Source organism: Acinetobacter sp. WU_MDCI_Abxb74 (assembly GCF_025513915.1).
GTDB classification, from domain to species: Bacteria; Pseudomonadota; Gammaproteobacteria; order Pseudomonadales; family Moraxellaceae; genus Acinetobacter; species Acinetobacter calcoaceticus_C.
Genome location: NZ_JAHPRP010000001.1, coordinates 19,069 through 39,988, shown reverse-complemented (window position 1 = coordinate 39,988; position 20,920 = coordinate 19,069). Strand labels below are relative to the sequence as shown.

Here is a 20,920-nt window from a genome sequence, read left to right as displayed (position 1 = left end):
CAATTATTAACGAAAAATGGCGAATACTTCTAAATCATTTATCGGCTTTACTGCTTCTTTGGTTCTCTATTTCTCTGGAATAAATACACTTTACGCAAAAATACCTGATGAACTTCTTTATCAGCTTCCCAAAAATGTACAATCAACTCAACTAGCTACTATAGTAGGTTTTCAAAAATTAAATGCTCTCCAGCTTATTAAAGCCCGTATATATCTTACTTATATCAATGATAAAGCTACTTTAAATCGCTCATATGACTGGAATAAAGTTTATGAGATTTCTCCAGGTTCGACAGACATCCGACTTGTATCAGATACACCAAACTATTTTACAAGTGGTCGTTTAAAATTTACTGCAAAAGCCGGACAACATTATCAAGTTAAGAATAATCAGGCTGATATAAAGTTTAATAAAGAACCTTTACTATTCTGGGTGGAAGATATTGATACAGGTGAGGTTGTAACGTCTAAGCAAGAATTATTAGGTATTACAGTTCCTTCATCCGTAAATTTTATGCCTGTGATCATTTCAAAATAAAGAAGAGATATTATTGTGAAAAAAACTATTTTATTGACTAGCCTAACTTTTTTGGGATCACTATTATCTGGATGTATAACAACTAGAAATGCTGGACCTGTAGAACCAATCACTTATTACTCCTCTCCTGCTACTTCAACAAATACAGCGACAATTATCGGTAGCACTGAAATTAGCCAATCAATTAAAGCTGATAAAATTGCATATGTATTTGCAGTTGATTTTAAGAAAGTCGAAAATGGCCGAGGACAAATGAATTCTCAGCTAGCAGTAGAAGCTGGTGAGCATGATCTACAGCTATGGTGTCAACAAGGCGGTTTTAAATATACAAACTTAGCACGAGTAAAACTTGAAGCTGGTAAGCATTATCAAGTTGGTTTCGCTATGAATGTCAATAAACAATACAATTGTTATATGTGGATCTACGATCTAGATGCAAAAAAAGCCATTGGAGAATTAATACCTACAATTGAAGTTGGTGAATATGCCAATCCCGACAAAATGCGTCCAATTACACAATTTTTAGAAGCTCGTCCAAATACCCAATCAAATGTGACTGTACCGATTCGAGTAATCAATAAAATGGGACATAATTAAAAACTAAAGCGGGAGTAGATGTTGTAAAATCTATTCCCACGGAAAATATTCATACTAAAAATTATTTAACAACCAATGTAGATAAAATATTATTTATATTCCATGGCTGACAAAGTGGTGAAAAGTCAGCTTTAAAAACATCTAACTCTCTAAAATTAAAATTTTCATCAATCAGAAAAGTAATATTAACAGGGATATTATCAATATCTTGATAGTTGATCTGTATATCACCTGCTTTCAGTAATACCTCCCTTTTTGAATCCTCATATAATATTTTTATTGAGCCCATGCCCCCTTCATCTATCGCTTCACAATAAAGATCAGTTAAGGGCTTTAGCAGACTAACAGGTAAATTAGATTGACCTATTAATTTGTTAATAATATAAATTTCTTGTTCTGTTAATTTTCTCATATTAGAATTAACTCTTAATCTACAATTTCTCAGCTAGATGCCAATGAATATTATATAAATTCAACTCATCAAGATAACTATAATTAGCTTTTTTTTTACGACGATACAATCCACAATTTATAGTGATTTTATAGTTTTAAGAGTCATGTACATCCTTACTCTTTGATAATTTGTGCGGTCGCCCGCAATGAGAACATTGTTTTCTAAAGATTAAAATTAACCCATTACCATAAGAACCTAAATCATCTATAAAAAAACCACATTTACACCAAGGGCATATATCGTTAGCTAGCAACCTAAACATAGAAAATAATATGATAGGAATCATTACTATCGGTAAATAAATAGATAAATACTTTTCATCTACTCTTGCTAGCATCAATACAACAATAACAACTGATGGAATTATTAATACTGAGAATACAAAATTTCTACGTAAACGCATTAATCGCAAGTATTTCTGCATTTTCTCATCGGCAAATTGTTTTTCCATTTATATTCCCAATTATTTTTTACTTCTAGGGTCATTAGGACCAAATTGGCAGGTATCTTTTTGATGGTCCCATGCTCCTCCAGAGTCAGCACATGCATCTTTCGTAGCTGCATTGTCAAAGAATTTATTTGCAATCAATTCGATCATACCTAACAAGATAACAAACATTAGAAATAGGACAATAAGCCATTTAAGTATTTTTAATATTTTTTTCATTTCAATCGCTAGATACAGATAGAATATTTAATAGGAGTTAAGCAATCTAAAACCACTCAACTCCTTAGAAAGACTTTATTAATCCATCAACTTCTTACGGCGATATAACCCACAATCCCCAGAAAATAGTGCGGCTAATAAACAAGTAATGATGGCATACGTGGCAACATTCATTCCAAATAGCTCAATGGCTAAAATAATAGAAGTTAACGGCGCCTTACTTGCCCCCGAAAAAAGACTCACCAAACCTAAGCCTGCAAGCAATGAAATTGGCAAGTTTAAAACTACCCCTAAAGCATTACCTAATGTCGCCCCCACATAAAACAGTGGGGTAATTTCACCACCTTTAAAACCTGAGCCTAAAGTAATAGCGGTAAAAACAGTCTTGTTAAAAAAGTCGTAAAACTCAATGGGCACATAAAAAGATGAAATGATTTTATCTGTACCCAAACCATTGTATTGCTGATGCGCGGTGAACAAAGTAAGTAGCATAATGACAATACCACCCACCATCGTTCTTAAGGGCAAATAACGAATGTATTTATAAAAGATATCACTGGCAAAATGAATTGCAGCAATAAAGAAACGTGCAACCAGACCAAAGATCAGACCTGCCACAATTAAGTTCATGAGCGTACCAAAATGAATGGCAGGAAACTCACTAATCACATAAAAAATATGCGGATGAACAATATCGAATAGCTCAGGGATGGTCGAAGCAATTAAGGCCGATACAAAACATGGGAAAATAGCTGAATATCTTAAATTACCTAAAGCGGTAATTTCTAAACCATAGATTGCACCCGCCAGAGGCAAGCCAAACACCCCTGCAAAGCCCGCACCAATACTGGCGATTAAACAAATTTTTCGGTTATCTTCCGAGACTTTTAATATATGGCTCAAGTGGTCAATTAAGGCACCTGAAAGTTGAACGGCTGGCGCCTCACGCCCTGCCGAACCACCAAATAACTGCGTTAAAATTGAAGTGATAAAAATGATGGGGCTCATTCGTTTCGGAATGAACGATTTAGGTTGATGAATTTCATCAATCAGTAAATGGGTTCCCCGTTCAATGGGTGATCCATATTTTTTAATGAGATAACCAATCCCAAACCCTATAAAGGGTAAGAAATAAATGAGCCAGTGATGCAGGCTTCTTACTTTATTAGAAATATCAAAAGCCACAAAAATTAAAGTCGATGCTAGCCCAGCGACGACTCCAATCACAATCGATATGACGAGCCAATAGACACTGTATTTTAGAATTTGATCATATTCAGATGAAGGTAGAATTTTCATTCGCGTTCTTCAATTCGCCTTTGAGTGGATGATAAATTCTCAATTTTTTTATTCTGCCAGCTCATTAAGTGAGAAATGCTTAAACTGGGCTAAAAATTAAAGCCCGCATAAGCGAGCTTTTATACAGTGATTAATTTTGACATCACTAAACTGTGATAAATATCTCATAACCAGCACAAGCTTTCAAGTTGAAAATGGTTAACGAGTACTGTGAAAATAGCTAATTTACTTGATAGATAAAAATATATTCCGACTGACCTGACTAAATTAAAATCTAGTCAGGTGAAATCATTTATTTAAACTTAATTAATGCTTCCAATGACGGTTTCTGCATGACAGGTCGCGCCCTTCTCTGCGCTAATCTGAATAACGCCGCTGCGATGTGCAAGCACCTGAACTTCCATTTTCATGGCTTCCATAATCGCAACCACTTGGCCTTCTGTCACTTGTTTACCATTTTCGACTTTCCAAGCGCTAATCACACCATTAATTGGGGCAAGTAAATGCTCGGCACTCACTTCTGGCTCATTAGTTTGTGCTTGAGCTGTTGTTGCAGGGCCTTGTGCAAACATGCCCGCTGGTAAACCTAAGCGGTGTAACTTGCCATCAATTTCAATGTAACTAAGTAACATCGGTTGTTGGTGGTTTGGAATACCACGTTTGGTTGGCTTTAACTCTTGTTTAAAGTCATTTTCAATCCAACGCGTATGTACATTAAACTCATCTGTAAAGTCAGGTTCGTTTAATACCGCACGGTGAAAGTCTAATACTGATGCCACGCCTTCAATTTTAAATTGCTTTAAAGCGCGTTTAGCACGGGCAATTGCAACTTCACGGGTTGGACCGGTAACAATCAGTTTTGCCATGAGCGAATCAAAATGACTCGATACTAATGAACCAGTGCGAACGCCTGTATCGACTCGTACACCGTTTCCAAACGGTGCATCAAACAAGCTCAACACACCAAACGCCGGAATAAAACCGCGTGCTGGGTCTTCGGCATTAATTCGAAACTCAATGGCATGGCCTTGGGCTTTTGGTGTTTCTTTAATAGAAAGCGCTTGGCCCTGCGCGACACGAATTTGCTCAACCACCAAATCGACTTTTGCCGTTTCTTCGGTAACTGGGTGCTCAACTTGCAAACGGGTGTTTACTTCTAAAAATGAAAGTGTTCCATCACGGCTAAGTAAGTATTCAACTGTACCCGCACCCACGTAATTTGCAGCCTGACAAATGTCTTTTGCCGAAGTTAATATTTGTTGGTAAATCTCTTCGCTAATAAATGGTGCTGGTGCTTCTTCGACTAACTTTTGGTTACGGCGTTGCAACGAGCAATCACGTGTACCAAGCACGACAATATTACCATGTTGGTCGGCAATCACTTGAGCTTCTACATGGCGCGGTTTATCTAAATATTGCTCGACAAAACATTCACCACGACCAAAGGCAGCTTTTGCCTCTCGGACTGCCGACTCATAAAGCTCTTTCACCTCTTCAAGTTTCCACGCAACTTTTAAGCCACGACCACCGCCACCAAATGCGGCTTTAATGGCAATGGGCAAACCAAATTGTTTAGCAAACTCTAAAGCTTCATCGCCATTGTTGAGTGGGTCTTGCGTACCTTGAACTAACGGTGCGCCCACTGAAGCGGCAATTTTACGTGCTTCAATTTTATCGCCCAGTTTTTCAATTGCACTTGGTGATGGCCCTACCCATTTTAAACCTGCATCAATCACGGCTTGGGCAAATTCGGCACGTTCAGACAAAAAGCCATAACCCGGATGCACCATCGTCGCTTTCGATTTTTTTGCAACTTCGATAATGGCTGGAATATTTAAATAGGTTTCACTGGCGGTAGCACCAGCCAAGCCCCATGCTTCGTCTGCAAGTTCGACATGCATGCTGCCAATGTCATCATCTGCATATAACGCGACCGATGCAATTCCCATGTCACGGCAAGCATGGATAATACGAACGGCAATTTCACCACGGTTAGCAATCAATAATTTTTCTGTATTCATCATTCATTCTCAAAATCTGTAAATTCGGCAATTTTTTTAAATTTGATGTGGCAACCTGCTGGTATCTGCGCCACCAAATCCCAATGGTGTTTAGCAACAGCGCCAATGACTGGATAGCCGCCCGTTAAAGGGTGATCATTCATAAACAAAACCGGCTGACCACTCGGTGGAATCTGCAAAGCACCAATGCATGTGCCTTCACTTTCCAGTTCATGGGTAATTTTGCGAGTTAAAGGTTCTACACCTGAAAGTCTTAGCCCGACTCGGTTGCTCTCGTTCGTTACAAGCCATTCTTGCTGACACAGTAGTTCAATACTGTCTTGTTCGAACCAGTCTGTGCGTGGCCCCATCACAATATCTAGCTCAACCACTTCGCCAGCTTTTGGTAAATCGCTTTTGCCCACTTCATTTACGCTAATGTTGGCTGCCTTCACCTGTCCTTGATAAATCGTATCTCCAAGCTTTAAAGGCTCTGGCCCTAACACCGCCAAGCTGTCAAATGAGGCGCTATTGAGTACAGGTTCAACATCTATGCCACCACGAATAGCCAGATAGTTTCTTAAACCTGCTGTTGGTGGCTGAATTTGAAATTCATCGCCCTCATCCAAATCAATCGGCTGATAACTTGCAAAGACGGCTGTTTGACCATCGGAAAATTTCACGCGAATGTTTGAAATGGCACCTGCAACCGCAATCACGGCTGCATGCTGCATTTTGGCTTTTAAGCCACCGTTTAAAACTTCAATTACGGGTGTGTCGGTTGGATTACCCACAATTCGGTTAGCACTATGCATGGCCGACAGATCCATTGCACCTGCAACCCCAACGCCAATATTGGTCTGGTTTACGCGTCCTTCATCTTGAATGAGCATCTGTAGACTCGGCGCAGTGATCGTAAACAGTGGCGTAGATTGTTTCGGCTCAACCGTACGAGTAATTTGCTGCTGTACATTTACGGTTATTGGACTATGCGAAACATCTTCAAAATGTACGGTCATGCCCGGTAAAAGTAGTGCTGGATTTGTACGCTCTAAATCCCACATTTTTTCCGATGTTGTACCAATAAGCTGCCAGCCACCCGGACTGTCTTTTGGGTAAATACCAGAGTATTTTCCAGCCAAACCCAAAGAACCTGACGGTATTTTCTTACGCGGAACTGTTAAGCGCGGAATATCGGTAAAAGGCCGATCGGGACTGCTCATATAAGCAAAGCCCGGCGCAAAACCAATAAAAGCGACATTCCAAACGCTTTGGTGATGTTTTCTAATCACATCTGCCACAGACAAACCTTGTAACTCTGCAACTTGAGCAAGGTCTTCACCATCGTAACGGATCGGTACAATTACTTCCTGGCCGCTACGCTCAAACGCTGAATCAATTTTGAGGCTCTGAATTGAAGCAACCAGCGTTTTAAAATTGGTTTCGATCTCGTTAAAAAAAACCAAAATTGTTTTTGCAGCGGGGACTAAGTCTTTAATTCCATTCAATTGCGTATTTTGCAATTTATTGTACAACGCCAATGTTTCTTCGAGGCTTGCAAGCTCGATTAGAAAACAATCGGCGTTTACCGATAAAAAACGCATTTGCTTATCCTTTTTAATTCTTCTTTAGACTAAATTAGCCAATCCAAGCACGGTCAGGAATGTCGGTAATAAACATGTAGCCCGGTGCATGACTAATCGCAAAAGGAATTTTCGAGTTCATGACCGCTGCTTGTGGTGTTACGCCACAAGCCCAAAACACTGGAATTTCACCTGCTTCTATGCGAGAAGCATCACCAAAATCGGGCTTATTTACATCCAAAATTCCTAAGCTTTCAGGGTGCCCGATATGTACAGGTGCGCCATGCACACTTGGCATACGCGCTGTAATTTTTACCGCTTCACTAATTTGATGAGATGGAATTGGTCGCATTGAAACCACCATGTTTCCTGAAATACGGCCTGCTGTTTGGCACTGAATATTGCTCAAATACATCGGCACGTTGGTGTCGTCATGAATATGGCGAACTTCAATACCCGCTTCTTGCAAAGCTGTTTCAAACGAAAAACTACAACCAATTAAAAAAGTCACCAAATCAGGATGAGCGTTATAAATCTCGCTTGCATCGGTCACTTCATCGACCATTTCGCCATCTTTCCAAATGCGATAACGTGGGAAATCCGTTCGAATGTCTGAGTCTGCGGCAAGCTTGGTTGCATAGATGCCTTCTTCGAGCACATCCAGCACTGGACAACTTTGTGGGTTACGATGTGCGTAAAGAAGAAAATCGTAAGCCCACTCTTTTGGCACCGAAATCATGTTTACTTGAGTCATGCCCGCCGCCATGCCTGCTGTTGGTTTATCGAAACCTGCACGAATTTTTAAACGCGCATCTAAAGCGGCTTCAAGCTGAGCTGGGTCGACTTTAATATCCTTATACATTGTGCTCATCCTTATGCTTTGTTTACAAACGGGCGGATTTCAATATTGTTTTTTACAAGCTCGGCTTTAATGGCTGCCGACATTTCTAGCGCACCGTCGGTGTCGCCATGTAAGCAAATCGTGTCGGCCTGAATTGGGGTAAATACACCATCAATTGACTCAACCCCACCATTTTTAAGCATAGACACCACCCGACTGGCAACAAATGCCGAGTCATGTAAAACCGCACCTTCTAAACGGCGAGAAACCAGTGAACCATCGCTGTTATAAGCACGGTCAGCAAATGCTTCAGACACGACTTTTAAACTAGCCGCACGCGCCTGTTCCACCAAGTTTGATCCAGCCAAAGCCACTAAAACCAGTTCAGGGTTATACATTTTAATCGCGTCAATTACTGCTGCTGCCTGAACTTGGTCATGTGCAATGGTGTTGTAGAGCGCACCGTGTGGTTTAACGTATTGCACTTTTGAGCCTGCTACTTTGGCCAAACCATCGAGTGCAGAAATTTGATAAAGCACATCGGCAATCAGTTCATCACGTGACAAATCCATATTACGGCGGCCAAAGCCGACAAGGTCTGGATAAGAAACATGAGCACCGACCGTTACACCAAGCTCAACTGCTTTACGAACTGTTTTTAAAATGCCGAGCGGGTCACCTGCATGAAATCCACATGCAATATTGGCACTGGTCACGACAGGTAAAATCTGGTCATCATTGCCCATTTTCCATGAGCCAAAGCTCTCACCCAGATCACTATTTAAATCTACAAACATGGCATCATTCCTTTATCACTTAACAAAGTCTGGCTTAAAGCTTCGTCAAATAGTTAAACACTGTCGTAAACGACATATAGCCCATCCACCACGTCAACAGACATGTTAATCCACCCAAAATAAGTAACCATTTTGGATAGTTATAATTACCCATTAAATCTTTACGGCACGCAGCAACATACACAAAAATTGTAAGACCAATTGGCAACACTAAACCGTTAAAACCACCCACAAAAATGAGTAGACCTGCTGGAGTTGCGCCCAATAACACATAGAGCAATAAAGCCAATGCGATAAAAGTAATGGTCGTATAGTTGTTTTGTTTTGGTGTTAAGTTCTTTTTAAACACGTTAAAGAACGACACTGAAGTATATGCTGCGCCAATGGTGCTGCTAATGCCGGCTGCCCAGAAAATTAAACCAAATAATTTAAAACCAAATGTACCCGCTGCATATTGGAATGCTTGAGCTGCCGGATTGGCATCATGGCTGGTTAAATCAATATTTGCGCCGCTCACCACCACACCTAAAAATGCTAGAAACAGCACGTAACGCATGATGCCGACAACAATAATGCCCTTGGTTGCAGCTTTAGCGACTTCATCAATATTTTCAGGGCCAACCGCACCTTTATCGAGTAACCGATGTGCACCCGCATAGCAGATATAACCACCGACTGTACCACCCACAATAGTGGTAATAATGGCAAAGTCGATCTGATCTGGAACAAAAGTTTGATGTACAGCTTGACCCACAGGAGGCATCACAATCACGGCAACAATAATAATCAGGATAATTTTAAGCAATCCCAACACGATCATGCTTTTATCCATGGCAAGCGTTGCTTTTCTTGAAGCAAAAATCAAAATGGCTAAGGCACCACTTAAAATACCGCCCCATTTTGTGTCTAGGCCAAAAAGCGCATTGAGACCTAATGCAGCACCTGCAATGTTACCAATACTAAAGAAAAAGCCACCTAGAATGACCAGAAAAGCCAGTAAGTAACCACTGCCGGGAATTGCTTTATTGGCAATATCCGATGCTCGCATTTGGGTAAGTGTCACCACTCGCCAAATATTTTGTTGAACCACATAATCAATCAGAATGGAAACTAAAATGGCAAAGCCAAATGCCGCGCCTAACTTCACTGTAAATACAGCAGTTTGGGTTAAAAATCCGGGCCCCATTGCAGAGGTCGCCATCATAAAGATTGAGGCAACAATGGCCCATTGGCGATCTGATAAAAAAGAAGATTTCAGTAAAGACATATTAATGCGTTCCTCATCCATTTGAGCTTAACAACGCTATTTGCAAGTTGAACCAAGAACATTATTTTTCCCAAACAATATTCTTTAATCCTTTTAAATGACAAAGATTCCCTGTTCCCCAATTAACACAATCGGTGATCAAATCTTGTATCTAGAATAAAAACATAGCTAATCCCTACGGACAATAAGACTTTTCATATAAATAAAAAATCATAAGTTATTAATTTTTATTTATTTTTAAAATATTTATAAACAAGGATAAATTTTACTTATCGAACTTCATAAGCTGCTTTTATGGCTTTACAGGCAAGCAGCTTTTTTATAACAAGAAAATAGGGAAAAGCGATACTCGAAAACAGCCTAGTTTTTAATTTTTTCATTGAGACTTTTCATGGCACTTGCCGATACTTTAACGGCAACCTCTGTCAATTTCTCTTTCAAGGCAACGTCATTCCCGTGAATATAGATAGAGGTAAAATGAAATGTCTTTAATTGAATGGGCGTATTTAATATTTCTAGTCGACCATCAATAATTTCTTTCAACGCCGTTAAGGTTGGTACGACTGCAATGCCTAGGCCCTGTTCGGCTAAACGCAATAAAGTTGCTAATGAATAACTGGTAATTGAAAGTGGTTCATCAACGCCTAGTTCTTTCATTCTGGCTTTCAATTCTTTATATGGATAGGTAATTTTGGGGTAAGTTAAAATGGTATGAGACATGAGAGCTTTAAAAGACATTTGAGCTACGCAGCCTTTAAATGACGGTGAAGCTAAGAAACTCAGTTCAAAATCACACAATGCCTGTTCAATACATTCAAAAGCCAAAGTTGGTCCAAGCAAAAAGGCCATGTCCAAGTCCCCTGTCCGAACACCTTCTTGTAAATTGGGTGTTAGATCAACCACAATTTCCACCGAAACTTTTGGGAACTCTTGTTGAACTTTTTCGATGTATTCAACCAACCACGTATAAACAATTGTTTCGGAAACACCTAAACGTATTGTTCCGGTCAGGTGCTGGTTTTCTGTAAGCTCTGCGACAAGGTCAGTCTCCAAACGCATAAACTTTTCAGCATATTTAAATAATGTAATGCCTTTATGGGTCAGTTTAAATTTTCGCAAACTTCGGTCTAAAACTTTAAAACCTAATTCATTTTCAAGAGATGTGATTTTTTGAGATACCGCAGGCTGGGTTGTTTGCAATTTAATTGCAGCCTTATTAAAGCTATTTAAAGTCACAACCCAATAAAATGCTTCAAGATTCTTTAAATTCACGTTTCATCCTGTCTTAAAAAACTCCTTTACTTTTATAGTATGGGAGTTCTTAGCGTGATTAGGCTAGCAATAAATAAATTTTTAACTAAAGTTAGCCATCAAAACTTTTAAATGCTTTAGAAAGCTGACTAATTGTTTTGATCTGTTTTGAATAACGGCGGCATGACCGGCAGGTCAATAAATGCAGCTGTAAACCACTTTGCTCACGTAATAACAATGGTTTATCTTGCTTTTCAGACAACAGTTGAGTGGCTTGTCGACATGTCAGCATGAACAATCCTCCTTCAATAACCATTTATTTTCTAAACATTCCCTTAGTCGGGTACGACTTCGATACATCAACACATTAAAGTTTGAGATAGACAATTCCAACTTGCTACAAATTTCGTTGGAGCTCAGCTCTATCACTTCTCTCAACATAAAAACTTGAGCATATTTGGCAGGTAAATGATTTAAACAAGCTTCAAAAATTATCCAGAAATCTGTCTGCTCCATCATTTCTTCAGGGTTTTGCCATGCTTGAGGTGCTTCATATTTATGCCAATGTCCAGAAGCATCAAACAGTGCATCAATACTCAGTTCACTTTCCTCATCCTTAAATAATTCACTCATTGCGACCAAACGTGACTTTTGCCGAATCACATCAATAATTTTATTTTTTAAAATGGCAAACACCCATGTTTTAAACGCAGCACGTCCTTTAAATGAATCTAAATGTTGGAAAGCACTTGTTAATGCCTCTTGCACCACATCTTCAGCCTGAGGAAGCGAGGAAAGCTGTAAAAAAGCAAATTTTATCATTTGCTGTCTTAAGTCTTGTAAAAAGGCTGGATTATGCAGCTGATCCCCTATTTCTTCATGATCTGATGCTACGGCTGAAGTCATCCTTATACCTCTTTAAAATCATGGGGAACGTGAATTAATCGCAGTCGAATTAACAGTGCTTTTAATTCTTGAATTTGCAGATAAATGTGATATTCAGACAAGTCAGTGAGTACAGATTGAATGAATGTATGAATATCTTGATCAGTTAGCTTTACATTTTGAGTCAACTGTTCAATCACAATAGCAAACAAAGGCGAAAGCTGTTCAATACATACATTGTCTTGTTCATCTCGCCAGACCATAATCGCTCCCAGTATAGGCTCAGCATGTTCTGGAGTCATTAAAGTTGTCCACGTATAAACGGGATATTGATAAACCAATACCCATATCTTGGTGGTTAACTGCCAATCGCAGTTTTCCTGCAAGACTACTTTTTCAATTTCAACAGTATCTAAATACAACTCAAGCCATTCAAACTGCAACAACTCAGCCAACCAAGGATATTCTTGCAATATTGGGTGCTGCTGATCTGTCAAATACTCTCTAAACTCCAGAGAAATATCATTATACAAAGGTGAGCGACACTGGGCTTTTTGAAAAAATTCCGAGAGTAATTGTTGCCACTTTAATTCTGGCAACATCGCACGAGCTACGGGATAAACTAACTCAATAAATGAGCTGACATTATTAAAAAGCAAGTCCCGATAAATTTGCATTCGCTCGGCAGGAAGAGCTTGAGGTAATTCCAAATCAGGATCTCTAATCCAGTCACAAAACTGTTGTTGCATGGTTTGGAAGGATATTTGATTTTCCTTCATAGCCACTCTCCTGTTGTTGAATTATTTTAATTCTGGCTAGTTCCTCTTCTAGCTCTCGCCATGATGGAATATTAAAGTCGCGCTCAAGTAAAGTTGCTTTCACACCACATACTTGATAGGTATATCTCAATAGTTCCCATACGCGATCACAAACTTCTGCGCCATGCGTATCAATTAATAAATTTTTCTGAACTTGTTCATGCCCAGCAATATGTAAATAACGGATTCTCTCTTTTGGCATCTCCCGAATAAATCCAAATGCATCACTGCCATGATTAATACTGTTGACATAGACATTATTTACATCCAGAAGCAAATCACAGTCTGCACATTGAAGAACTTCACGGATAAATTCCGCTTCACTCATTTCAGCATGGGGCATTAAATAAGTAGAAACATTCTCTATGACTAATCTTCTTCCTAAAATATCTTGCACACGTAAAATACGTTCAGCCACATATTTAACAGCCGCTTCGGTCATGGGGATTGGCAACAAATCATATAAATAGCCGCCATCATTTGTATAACTTAAATGTTCAGAATAAATAGAGACATCATATTGTTCTAAAAAGCTTTTTATTTTGCCGATAAATTCAAGATTCAGTGGATGAGGACCGCCAATAGACAATGACAAGCCGTGACAAATTAATGGCGCTTTTTCAGCACACTGTGCGAGTAATTTTGCATGTCGTCCACCAAAACCTAGCCAGTTTTCAGGAGCAACTTCGATAAAGTCCGGACATGTTTTTGCATCTAAAAACGAATCTATAAAATCACGCCTTAAACCAAGCCCTACGCCTGACAAATCCATCATGGTGATTTCTCCTTTTGGAAACGATGCCGACACTTACCAGAAGGCCGACATCATCCATGATCAGATTGTTTACTTAGCGCCGCACTTACCGTCAGCGACTTTTTTATCTGCACCGCACTTGCCGTCCGCTGCTTTTTTGGTTGCTCCACATTTTCCATCAGCTGCTTTTTTATCTGCACCACATTTTGCTTCGGCAGACTTTTCGTGGTTTTTCATTTTGCTAGCACCGCATTTTGCTTCACCGCATTTTCCATCTGCTGCTTTGGTTGCATATGCTTCGGTTGTTGTATGGGTTGCTGCTACCGCCACTTGTGTAGCGCCAGCAACTGTTAGTGCTAATAATGCCGCCACTGAAGTCATTGAGTTGAGTTTATTCATTTTAGTATTCCTTTAAAGATAAATTCTCGGTTTGTACATTTGTACATATAGTTAGACGGACCAAATCCTTTTTTATTACACCGTAAATAAAAAAAATTTTATGTAAGAAATACAGTCTTTATCCGACTAATTAATATTCAATCGCATCGGATGTGAAATTATCATGAAGAATTTTACTTATGGTTTATCTCAATATTATCAAAAACTGGGTAAAACTCTACAACATGCAGATGGCATCGCAGCTCTGGCTCTTCGATTGTATCTAGTGCCTATATTTTGGATGGCAGGCACAAATAAATTAATGCACTTCAATGATATTGTAGAATGGTTTGGCAACTCAGATGGAGGTTTAGGACTTCCCTTTCCATATCTAATGGCCCTGCTTGCAACAACAACTGAACTCGCGGGCGCAATACTATTAACATTTGGCCTCTTTACTCGCTTAATTAGTATTCCCCTCATTATTACGATGTTGGTTGCTATATTTACGGTACATCTACCAAATGGATGGCAAGCGATTGCTGATCCAAATGCACCCTTTGCAAACATGCAGGTGTTGGCTTCAGCTGAAAAGTTAGAGAAGGCTCGCCAAATATTACAAACCTACGGCAATTATGACTGGCTCACTTCCAATGGTTCGTTTGTAATATTAAATAATGGAATTGAGTTTGCCACTACGTATTTAGTCATGCTTCTCGCACTGCTTGTTCTTGGAGGCGGCCGTTATTTTAGTTTAGATTATTGGATTAAAAAGAAACTGTCTAATTAATCATTACGTTAAGAACCCTCATGGCGGCAACATTGAGTATCTTTTTCTTATTGTGTGCCATGTTTAGCTCATGACACACAATCAATAGTGAGGCAATTGGGGAGAATTCGAAGCTTGTATGAAATTATCTAACTCTCACAAAAATAATATCTAGGTCTTTTTTAGGTACAAACTTGGTTTTGGTCATTTGAAACTGAGTCGGACTTATTTTTTTAACTTGCCCCTCCCAACAAAATGAAACCAGCTCATCTTTATCACGTTCAATGGTTAGCTTAAAGTTTTCAATAGGCTTTGCCCAATTTGCACCAGTTGTCAAAATATAACCCAAAGCACTAAACGGCGAATTTTCTGCACTGGCTTTTTTTAAGCCCTGCTTAAATTGCTTATCCATACAAAATTGCTGATTATATTCATCTGGATAGAGAGCAACAGAACCACCCACCAATGGTTTATATTCATGGTGAATTTTAGTCAAACTATTGGCCTTAAAGGTCTGCTTCCAACTATAAATCACTTGAGATGACCAAGGAATCACATCATCTTTTTTAAAATTGACTAAAATTTTCTGTATATTCGAAGTCTTACATTGCTTTAGCTTATCTACATAATATCCATAATCATAGTTATTACGCAGCCATGGGTTTAACATCTCTTTTTCACTAAAACCACACTGCTTAAACTCGTCTGTTACATCAATGAGTGGCGATTTTTCATCTTTTTGAATAAATGTTCTGACATGCATGTCTGGTTTTATATTTTTACCATCAACTACAATCTTAAAACTTTTTAAAAGTTCTTCTGTATGGGCAAAATCAGATTCAAACAAATTATCAATACGTGGTAGTGGAAATAAAATGGTTTCAGTAACATCTTTATTGCTTAGGTTTTTATAGAGGTAATCGACCTTAATTAGTTTTTTACTCATAAATAGATTTTCGCTTTGCATAGCAATCTGCGAATTTTGGAGATATTGAATCCCACCCGTACCGACATAGCCCGTAGAGTCATTGGCTAGGCTATAGGTCGATAGTTGAATCAATGCAGCAAAGGTGATTACAAGCTTTTTCATTTTAAAGTGCTCTATGTCATTTTCTAATTATGGAATGTCAATCTAAGGTAAATCATATTATATATTTGAACCACAAAAAAACCGTCTAAAGATGGCTCGTTCATACAATTAAAATCTAATTAATTTTAATGAAAATTTAGTTTCTGCCTTATCATCTTTTTTTGCACACTAATTTTTCCAATAAAATTTGTCAGCCATAAAATGCATTCATCCCGATGTTCAAAATGAGGAATCAAACTTAGATCAATTTTTACATCTCTATCTGCCAAAGGCAAACTCAGGCAATATTCAAAGTCGATAGAGTGATACTTTAATTTTAGATCTTTTTCCTCAGCTTGCTTTTTGATTTCCGCCATAATTCGATTAAGGTTAACAATCAAGTTATTTGAAACTTGGTTATTTTCATAGATACGTTCATATACGTTTTCAGCAACGTCTATGTATTTTATTAGCTCGGCATTTTCATTCATATCATTCACATTCTCTTTTTTTAAAGATTATGAACAGCTAAATGTTTAATTGCGTTACTTAAAACGTGCCTTATGTGAAAAATGTATTTTTTATTTACCAATAGATATACTTAACCTTTTGTTATATATGAGAATAAAAGTTACTTTAATATTTGTACACATTTAATGTTTTCTAGATTTAAAGTTAGGCAGCTAAAAAAAGCAGATCTGAATATTTTTAGAGAAAAAAAAACCGCCCCAGAAGGCGGTCGCTGAAGTTAAACCAGCAGTATATAGAAGTGTGGTGGACCGTCACTTCTATATTCTTTTATGAAGGAGTTTTATTGGTTTTAATAAAATCCTCAGATTTAAAATAATTGATAATCATGTCCGCATGCTCTTCTTTTTGAGGAGCTACAGATACAGGAAATGCATCTTTCGACATCTTAAAACCTGGTGGAAGAAATTGTGAAATTGGAGGCAATTTAGGTTTTCCACCTTCTGTGATGCGCTCTATAAAACCCGCTAGCCAAAGAAGGTATTCGCCCTCATTGGTAAATTTCGGCATGACACTCAAGTCAATTTGAACTTTGCATTCACTTAAAGGTTTGGTTAAGTTCTCTTCAAAATCTATATAGTTGAACTTGAGCTTAAACTCAGTTCCCTTGATCGCTTTTCGAATCTGACTAATTAAACAGTTAAGATTCTGAGTAATGTCATCAGTGAATAAGCTATCTTTTTTAATATTTTTATAAACCTTTTCGGCTACAGCTAGATACTTTGGCATTAACCTCTCTCTCCGTACTATTGTTATAAAGTGCTGATCTAAAAATCTTTTATGACTTTGATTATGCTTAAAGAAGCGTAAGTAAAGGTAATCTTATTAGTGTTGTCTGTAAGTATTTAAGTGTTTGTGTAATGTGCACCAAAAAAACTCTTAAAAAAATTATGGTTTTGATAACTCATCCGCAAAATGAATGGTTGAATAGAGATAATTAGAAACATTTACTTTCATATTATTTTTTACCACTTGGTAAAATTAATATGCTTTCATCTGCTTATCCCGTCGAATCAAACCCAAAACAGATCTCCGTACTCTTATTTCTTCCTCAGAAAAAGGCAAATGTTCTATGAGTTCGTGAATTGGAAGAGAATTATTTTCTATCAAGAAACAGTCTTGTTCTGTTGTCCAATTAGATGTTGTTGATTGAATTTGTTTTAGATAACGTTTCATATTTCCTAGCAGACTTGTTTACATATACAAAAAGCCTGCCTTTAGGCAAGCTTATATTTCAGATTTTGAATTGATCATTATTATAGCAGTCTATAAATGATATGTTCAGTTAATATTGTAGCTGCCCTAACTAAACATTATAAAAAAAGCCCACTTACTGGGGGCTTCTGAATGGTTATTGTGCGGCATTTACCCCAACAATAAACTGACTACAATTAGAACCTTCAGATGCGTTACCTAATTGCTTTTCGGAGAATTTGAATTTAGATGCAACCGATTCATAATCTTTTTTAAGGCTTTGGCCTGTTAACTCACCTAGCTCTTTCACTTGTTCAGGCTTCAAGATGTTATGTTCAACCGCTTGGTTTACCATTACACATGCTGTGGTCATGGCGTCATAACGCGCGGCAGTTTTCGAGTAACCTAGAGAGCCTATTACTCCACCAACAATTAAGCCAATAATTACCGCTAAAGTTACGTGCATTTTATTCATTTTTTAAATACCTAAAAATCTAACTAAAAGAGGAACACTTCAAAAGATTGTGCTCAAGTCCAATTAGAATAGTCGTATTTACATGTTATAAAAAGTTAGAATCTGTCACAGTTATTGATAGATAAAGATATTCCTAAATCATCAAGGTAAAAATTCATTTGTTAGGAATACAAATCCGACAGAGAAAAAAGCATTATCCTGATGAGAAATTTGATTGCCATAACTTGCATCTAACTGAACAAAGTCCTTGTAGACCATGTATTTAAAACCTGTCTGGTAAAAGGCGTCATTTCGATCATTACCATATACTTCGGCAGTGAGCGTTAATGGATGAATAAGTTGTGTTTCGGTTCCAATGCCCCACGTGGTCTGGTTTTTATGCGTGGTATTTTCACGTAACCAACCGAGGTTGGCATGGATTAAAAATTTATCATCGAAAGTAGAAACACTTAATGGAACGTTAACAGTCCAATCTTTGTTTGAAGAATCTTTAGTATTCATTTGAGTTCCAAAAGAAAAACCAACTCCCCAATCATTGGTTTCTAAAGGCTTTAATAAGGTTTTACCTTGTAAGGTTGCATAGCTGACGTGCTCAGTATCATCGTTTACTCTTCCCAGCCCTACAGCAAATTCAAAATTACCACCAAAATTACAGGCAGGCATTGCCCAATATTCTTTGTTGTCAGGATTATGCTGCATCCATGTTTCGAGTTGGCATGTTTTTGGTGAAACAAGAGCTGCGTCGTCAACAACCATAGGTCGTCCACAATGGCTAGCGTTAGATAAAGCCAATAAACAGAAACCTGAAATAAGTGAGCGTTTCTTTAAAGTAAATACCACTGGCATCACTCCCATAAGTTATGGAGCATATGCGAGTACTACAACCCGTCATGATTAAATCATGGGCTAATAATAGAAATGAAAAGATGAAAATAAAAAACCTCTTCTTGCATCCACAAAAAGAGGTCTGTAAGGACTTCAGTGGATACTTAGACTATTACCGATCGACTATCGTCACTCGAACAAGTACTCACATTGAAGCTCCTAAAAATTAGTTGGGCGGATTCTAAAATTACCTTAGTTAAATATCAAGTTAAAATTTCGTGACAAGCTAAACCTTGGATCGTCTCTTGACTGCAAATAGTAAGGCTCTTTTATCGTTAAAATTTAATTTATAAAACGAGTATTTGATTGGAAATAAATGACCGAAATGCATATGGGTAAAACAAGCAATCATCCTTCTTGTCTTTTCTCAAAAGACCACCATTTTTTGTTATAACGGACTCTATTTTGAGCTCCAATCTCTAGTCTGTTTCCATAAGAGTTATATATTTTTACTACATTATTATCATGGTCTAACTCCGCAAGCAGGTCGCAGGTATCTTTACTTTTTATATCAATGACTTTAATCATTATTGATTTCATCATTACTCCTTTTTTACTTATCATTCAGATCCATCTAGTCTAGCCTGACGAGTTTCCGTTAATTCTGCATGGAGTTTATTATATTCTTCACGTGTGATATGGCCAGTCACTAATAACGTGCGTAATGTGCCATAAAGAAAGCCAATATCATAACCCAAAGCGTAATTACTAACTTTATCTTCTTTAGATGAATTTCTAATACCGTCAATACCTTGACTTAACCAATCTAATGCATCTTGTGTAGAGTATTTCATAATTCATGGATCTATATTAACAAGGCTAAATATTAATAATCATCTATCTAATAAAGCAAATATAATTATTTAAAAAATCTCTACTTATACAAGTATATAATTGTCCATTGAATACTTGTTGTATTAATTTCCCTATCACTCTCATCACTGCAATCCTATCAAAAAATACTCAAGCAGCCGCTCTCTTTCATCTGGTTTGTTTGGGTCTAAAAGCTGAACCATTGCCCCATCAATCACAAACAAAAACATGTGGGCATCGGGTTTTAAAGCATTTGCATTGGTGGTTAAAAGCAACTTATAAATTTCATTAATCAGCCAGTTCCGATATTCAACTACTGTCTGATAGGCCTTTGGATGTGTTTTCGCAATTTCAAAAATAGCCTTAAATGGCAAATGATAAAGCCCATCTAAGTCGGCATGTAAAAAGTAAATTTTGCGCAGTTTTTCGACTAGAGTTAATTCTTTTTGAATATAGATAATCGAAATGACCTCTTGTTTAAGGCCATCTTTTTGAAAGGTTAAGCTCATTTCAATAAGGCGTTCTTTTGAGTGAAAGTAATTATAAAACGTGGCTTTGGTAGTATTTGCCGACTCAATAATTCGGTCTACACCGACATTGTGAAAACCGTATTGATTAAAAAGATATCTTGCTGAGTGAAGTACGCTTAAAGCACGAAATGGAAGATCTGAATGTGGCATAGTTTTACCGTTATAAAAAATTATTGTTGTATATAAATGAGATATAAAAACCGCTGCCGTTTTTTGGGAGAAAAAAAGCATAGCAAAGCCCATAAAGACTGTGCTTGGCACATCTCAAGTTTTATTGTTGATTAAGTTTTTAGACGAAATAATTTAAAGCCTGAAAACCTTACGGCGATCAAACTGCTTTAAAAGTTTAAGTTGTGTCGTTATAGCTTTTGGCAAAGACTGCCAAGAAATAATGGATGTGCAAAGCCAACTCCTTTTTATTGGGAGTTCTGCCAGACATTATAAATTATGGTGGCAGAACGGAAGTGGGTTCGCAGACTGGTCACACAACCAGCACACCCGAGGGTGTCCCACTCCCGTCCTACCGCA

Annotated in this window: 27 protein-coding genes; 3 read left to right on the top strand and 24 right to left on the bottom strand. The window is 37.9% G+C overall.

Annotated elements, in window-relative coordinates:
- Positions 1-16: 16 nt before the first annotated feature.
- Positions 17-538, top strand: a complete 522-nt coding sequence (locus KTH84_RS00220) for a hypothetical protein (RefSeq protein WP_262471560.1) — start codon at positions 17-19, stop codon at positions 536-538.
- A 51-nt stretch (positions 539-589) separates the two neighbouring features.
- Entirely contained in the window at positions 590-1,135 is a 546-nt protein-coding gene (locus KTH84_RS00215) for a hypothetical protein (RefSeq protein WP_262471559.1), read from the top strand.
- A 61-nt stretch (positions 1,136-1,196) separates the two neighbouring features.
- On the opposite strand, the gene KTH84_RS00210 is transcribed toward KTH84_RS00215, so the two are convergent.
- From KTH84_RS00210 to KTH84_RS00140, 15 genes are all read right to left on the bottom strand, one after another.
- On the bottom strand, positions 1,197-1,547 hold the full coding sequence (locus tag KTH84_RS00210) for a DUF6984 family protein (RefSeq protein WP_262471558.1): 351 nt from the start codon (positions 1,545-1,547) through the stop codon (positions 1,197-1,199).
- Between the two features lie 136 nt (positions 1,548-1,683).
- On the bottom strand, positions 1,684-2,040 hold the full coding sequence (locus KTH84_RS00205) for a hypothetical protein (RefSeq protein WP_262471557.1): 357 nt from the start codon (positions 2,038-2,040) through the stop codon (positions 1,684-1,686).
- A 12-nt stretch (positions 2,041-2,052) separates the two neighbouring features.
- On the bottom strand, positions 2,053-2,256 hold the full coding sequence (locus tag KTH84_RS00200; RefSeq protein WP_262471556.1) for a hypothetical protein: 204 nt from the start codon (positions 2,254-2,256) through the stop codon (positions 2,053-2,055).
- A gap of 78 nt (positions 2,257-2,334) precedes the next feature.
- Complete coding sequence (locus tag KTH84_RS00195; protein WP_262471555.1) at positions 2,335-3,555, bottom strand: chloride channel protein; 1,221 nt, start codon at positions 3,553-3,555, stop codon at positions 2,335-2,337.
- A 302-nt stretch (positions 3,556-3,857) separates the two neighbouring features.
- Positions 3,858-5,576, bottom strand: coding sequence for an acetyl/propionyl/methylcrotonyl-CoA carboxylase subunit alpha (locus tag KTH84_RS00190; RefSeq protein ID WP_262471554.1), 1,719 nt, complete (start codon positions 5,574-5,576; stop codon positions 3,858-3,860).
- Positions 5,576-7,159, bottom strand: a complete 1,584-nt coding sequence (locus KTH84_RS00185) for an urea amidolyase family protein (protein ID WP_262471553.1) — start codon at positions 7,157-7,159, stop codon at positions 5,576-5,578. The genes KTH84_RS00190 and KTH84_RS00185 overlap by 1 nt, the downstream gene beginning before the upstream one ends.
- Before the next feature lie 34 nt (positions 7,160-7,193).
- Positions 7,194-8,009, bottom strand: a complete 816-nt coding sequence (locus tag KTH84_RS00180) for a putative hydro-lyase (protein WP_202743968.1) — start codon at positions 8,007-8,009, stop codon at positions 7,194-7,196.
- 2 nt (positions 8,010-8,011) lie between these two features.
- Entirely contained in the window at positions 8,012-8,776 is a 765-nt protein-coding gene (locus KTH84_RS00175; protein WP_262471552.1) for a LamB/YcsF family protein, read from the bottom strand.
- Between the two features lie 34 nt (positions 8,777-8,810).
- Positions 8,811-10,064, bottom strand: coding sequence for an NRAMP family divalent metal transporter (locus tag KTH84_RS00170; RefSeq protein WP_262471551.1), 1,254 nt, complete (start codon positions 10,062-10,064; stop codon positions 8,811-8,813).
- Positions 10,065-10,403: 339 nt separating this feature from the next.
- Positions 10,404-11,315 (bottom strand): LysR family transcriptional regulator MumR, encoded by a 912-nt coding sequence (gene mumR, locus KTH84_RS00165; protein ID WP_042897352.1) that lies wholly within the window; start codon positions 11,313-11,315, stop codon positions 10,404-10,406.
- Between the two features lie 91 nt (positions 11,316-11,406).
- Positions 11,407-11,586: a zf-HC2 domain-containing protein gene (locus KTH84_RS00160; RefSeq protein WP_197730910.1), complete on the bottom strand. Its 180-nt coding sequence runs from the start codon at positions 11,584-11,586 to the stop codon at positions 11,407-11,409.
- On the bottom strand, positions 11,580-12,200 hold the full coding sequence (locus tag KTH84_RS00155; RefSeq protein WP_133974324.1) for an RNA polymerase factor sigma-70: 621 nt from the start codon (positions 12,198-12,200) through the stop codon (positions 11,580-11,582). The genes KTH84_RS00160 and KTH84_RS00155 overlap by 7 nt, the downstream gene beginning before the upstream one ends.
- Before the next feature lie 2 nt (positions 12,201-12,202).
- Positions 12,203-12,958 (bottom strand): DUF2063 domain-containing protein, encoded by a 756-nt coding sequence (locus KTH84_RS00150; RefSeq protein WP_202743971.1) that lies wholly within the window; start codon positions 12,956-12,958, stop codon positions 12,203-12,205.
- The gene (locus tag KTH84_RS00145) at positions 12,909-13,772 is read right to left on the bottom strand and encodes a DUF692 domain-containing protein (RefSeq protein WP_133974328.1); all 864 of its coding nucleotides are present in this window, start codon (positions 13,770-13,772) and stop codon (positions 12,909-12,911) included. Before KTH84_RS00145 ends, KTH84_RS00150 begins: the two co-directional genes overlap by 50 nt.
- 69 nt (positions 13,773-13,841) lie before the next feature.
- Complete coding sequence (locus tag KTH84_RS00140; protein WP_262471550.1) at positions 13,842-14,150, bottom strand: hypothetical protein; 309 nt, start codon at positions 14,148-14,150, stop codon at positions 13,842-13,844.
- 163 nt (positions 14,151-14,313) lie between these two features.
- Between KTH84_RS00140 and KTH84_RS00135 the strand changes: the two genes are divergently transcribed.
- Entirely contained in the window at positions 14,314-14,919 is a 606-nt protein-coding gene (locus KTH84_RS00135; RefSeq protein WP_262471549.1) for a DoxX family protein, read from the top strand.
- Positions 14,920-15,043: 124 nt separating this feature from the next.
- Here KTH84_RS00135 and KTH84_RS00130 read toward each other — a convergent pair whose 3' ends face one another.
- The 9 genes from KTH84_RS00130 to KTH84_RS00090 all read right to left on the bottom strand — a co-directional run bounded on the left by KTH84_RS00130 (position 15,044) and on the right by KTH84_RS00090 (position 20,542).
- On the bottom strand, positions 15,044-15,988 hold the full coding sequence (locus tag KTH84_RS00130) for a DUF4424 domain-containing protein (protein ID WP_262471548.1): 945 nt from the start codon (positions 15,986-15,988) through the stop codon (positions 15,044-15,046).
- Positions 15,989-16,113: 125 nt separating this feature from the next.
- Positions 16,114-16,458 (bottom strand): hypothetical protein, encoded by a 345-nt coding sequence (locus KTH84_RS00125; protein ID WP_133974335.1) that lies wholly within the window; start codon positions 16,456-16,458, stop codon positions 16,114-16,116.
- 307 nt (positions 16,459-16,765) lie between these two features.
- Positions 16,766-17,224, bottom strand: coding sequence for a hypothetical protein (locus KTH84_RS00120; RefSeq protein WP_042897347.1), 459 nt, complete (start codon positions 17,222-17,224; stop codon positions 16,766-16,768).
- A 252-nt stretch (positions 17,225-17,476) separates the two neighbouring features.
- Positions 17,477-17,671: a hypothetical protein gene (locus tag KTH84_RS00115; RefSeq protein WP_133974337.1), complete on the bottom strand. Its 195-nt coding sequence runs from the start codon at positions 17,669-17,671 to the stop codon at positions 17,477-17,479.
- Between the two features lie 175 nt (positions 17,672-17,846).
- Entirely contained in the window at positions 17,847-18,164 is a 318-nt protein-coding gene (locus KTH84_RS00110) for a hypothetical protein (protein WP_262471547.1), read from the bottom strand.
- Between the two features lie 141 nt (positions 18,165-18,305).
- A complete protein-coding gene (locus KTH84_RS00105; protein ID WP_262471546.1) occupies positions 18,306-19,010 on the bottom strand; it encodes a hypothetical protein in 705 nt (234 codons plus the stop codon).
- A 387-nt stretch (positions 19,011-19,397) separates the two neighbouring features.
- Entirely contained in the window at positions 19,398-19,589 is a 192-nt protein-coding gene (locus KTH84_RS00100) for a hypothetical protein (RefSeq protein ID WP_262471545.1), read from the bottom strand.
- Positions 19,590-19,609: 20 nt separating this feature from the next.
- Positions 19,610-19,843, bottom strand: a complete 234-nt coding sequence (locus tag KTH84_RS00095; protein WP_133974345.1) for a hypothetical protein — start codon at positions 19,841-19,843, stop codon at positions 19,610-19,612.
- A gap of 144 nt (positions 19,844-19,987) precedes the next feature.
- Positions 19,988-20,542 carry a TetR/AcrR family transcriptional regulator gene (locus KTH84_RS00090; protein ID WP_262471544.1) on the bottom strand — a complete coding sequence of 185 codons (555 nt, stop codon included), beginning with the start codon at positions 20,540-20,542 and terminating at the stop codon, positions 19,988-19,990.
- Between the last annotated feature and the right edge of the window lie 378 nt (positions 20,543-20,920).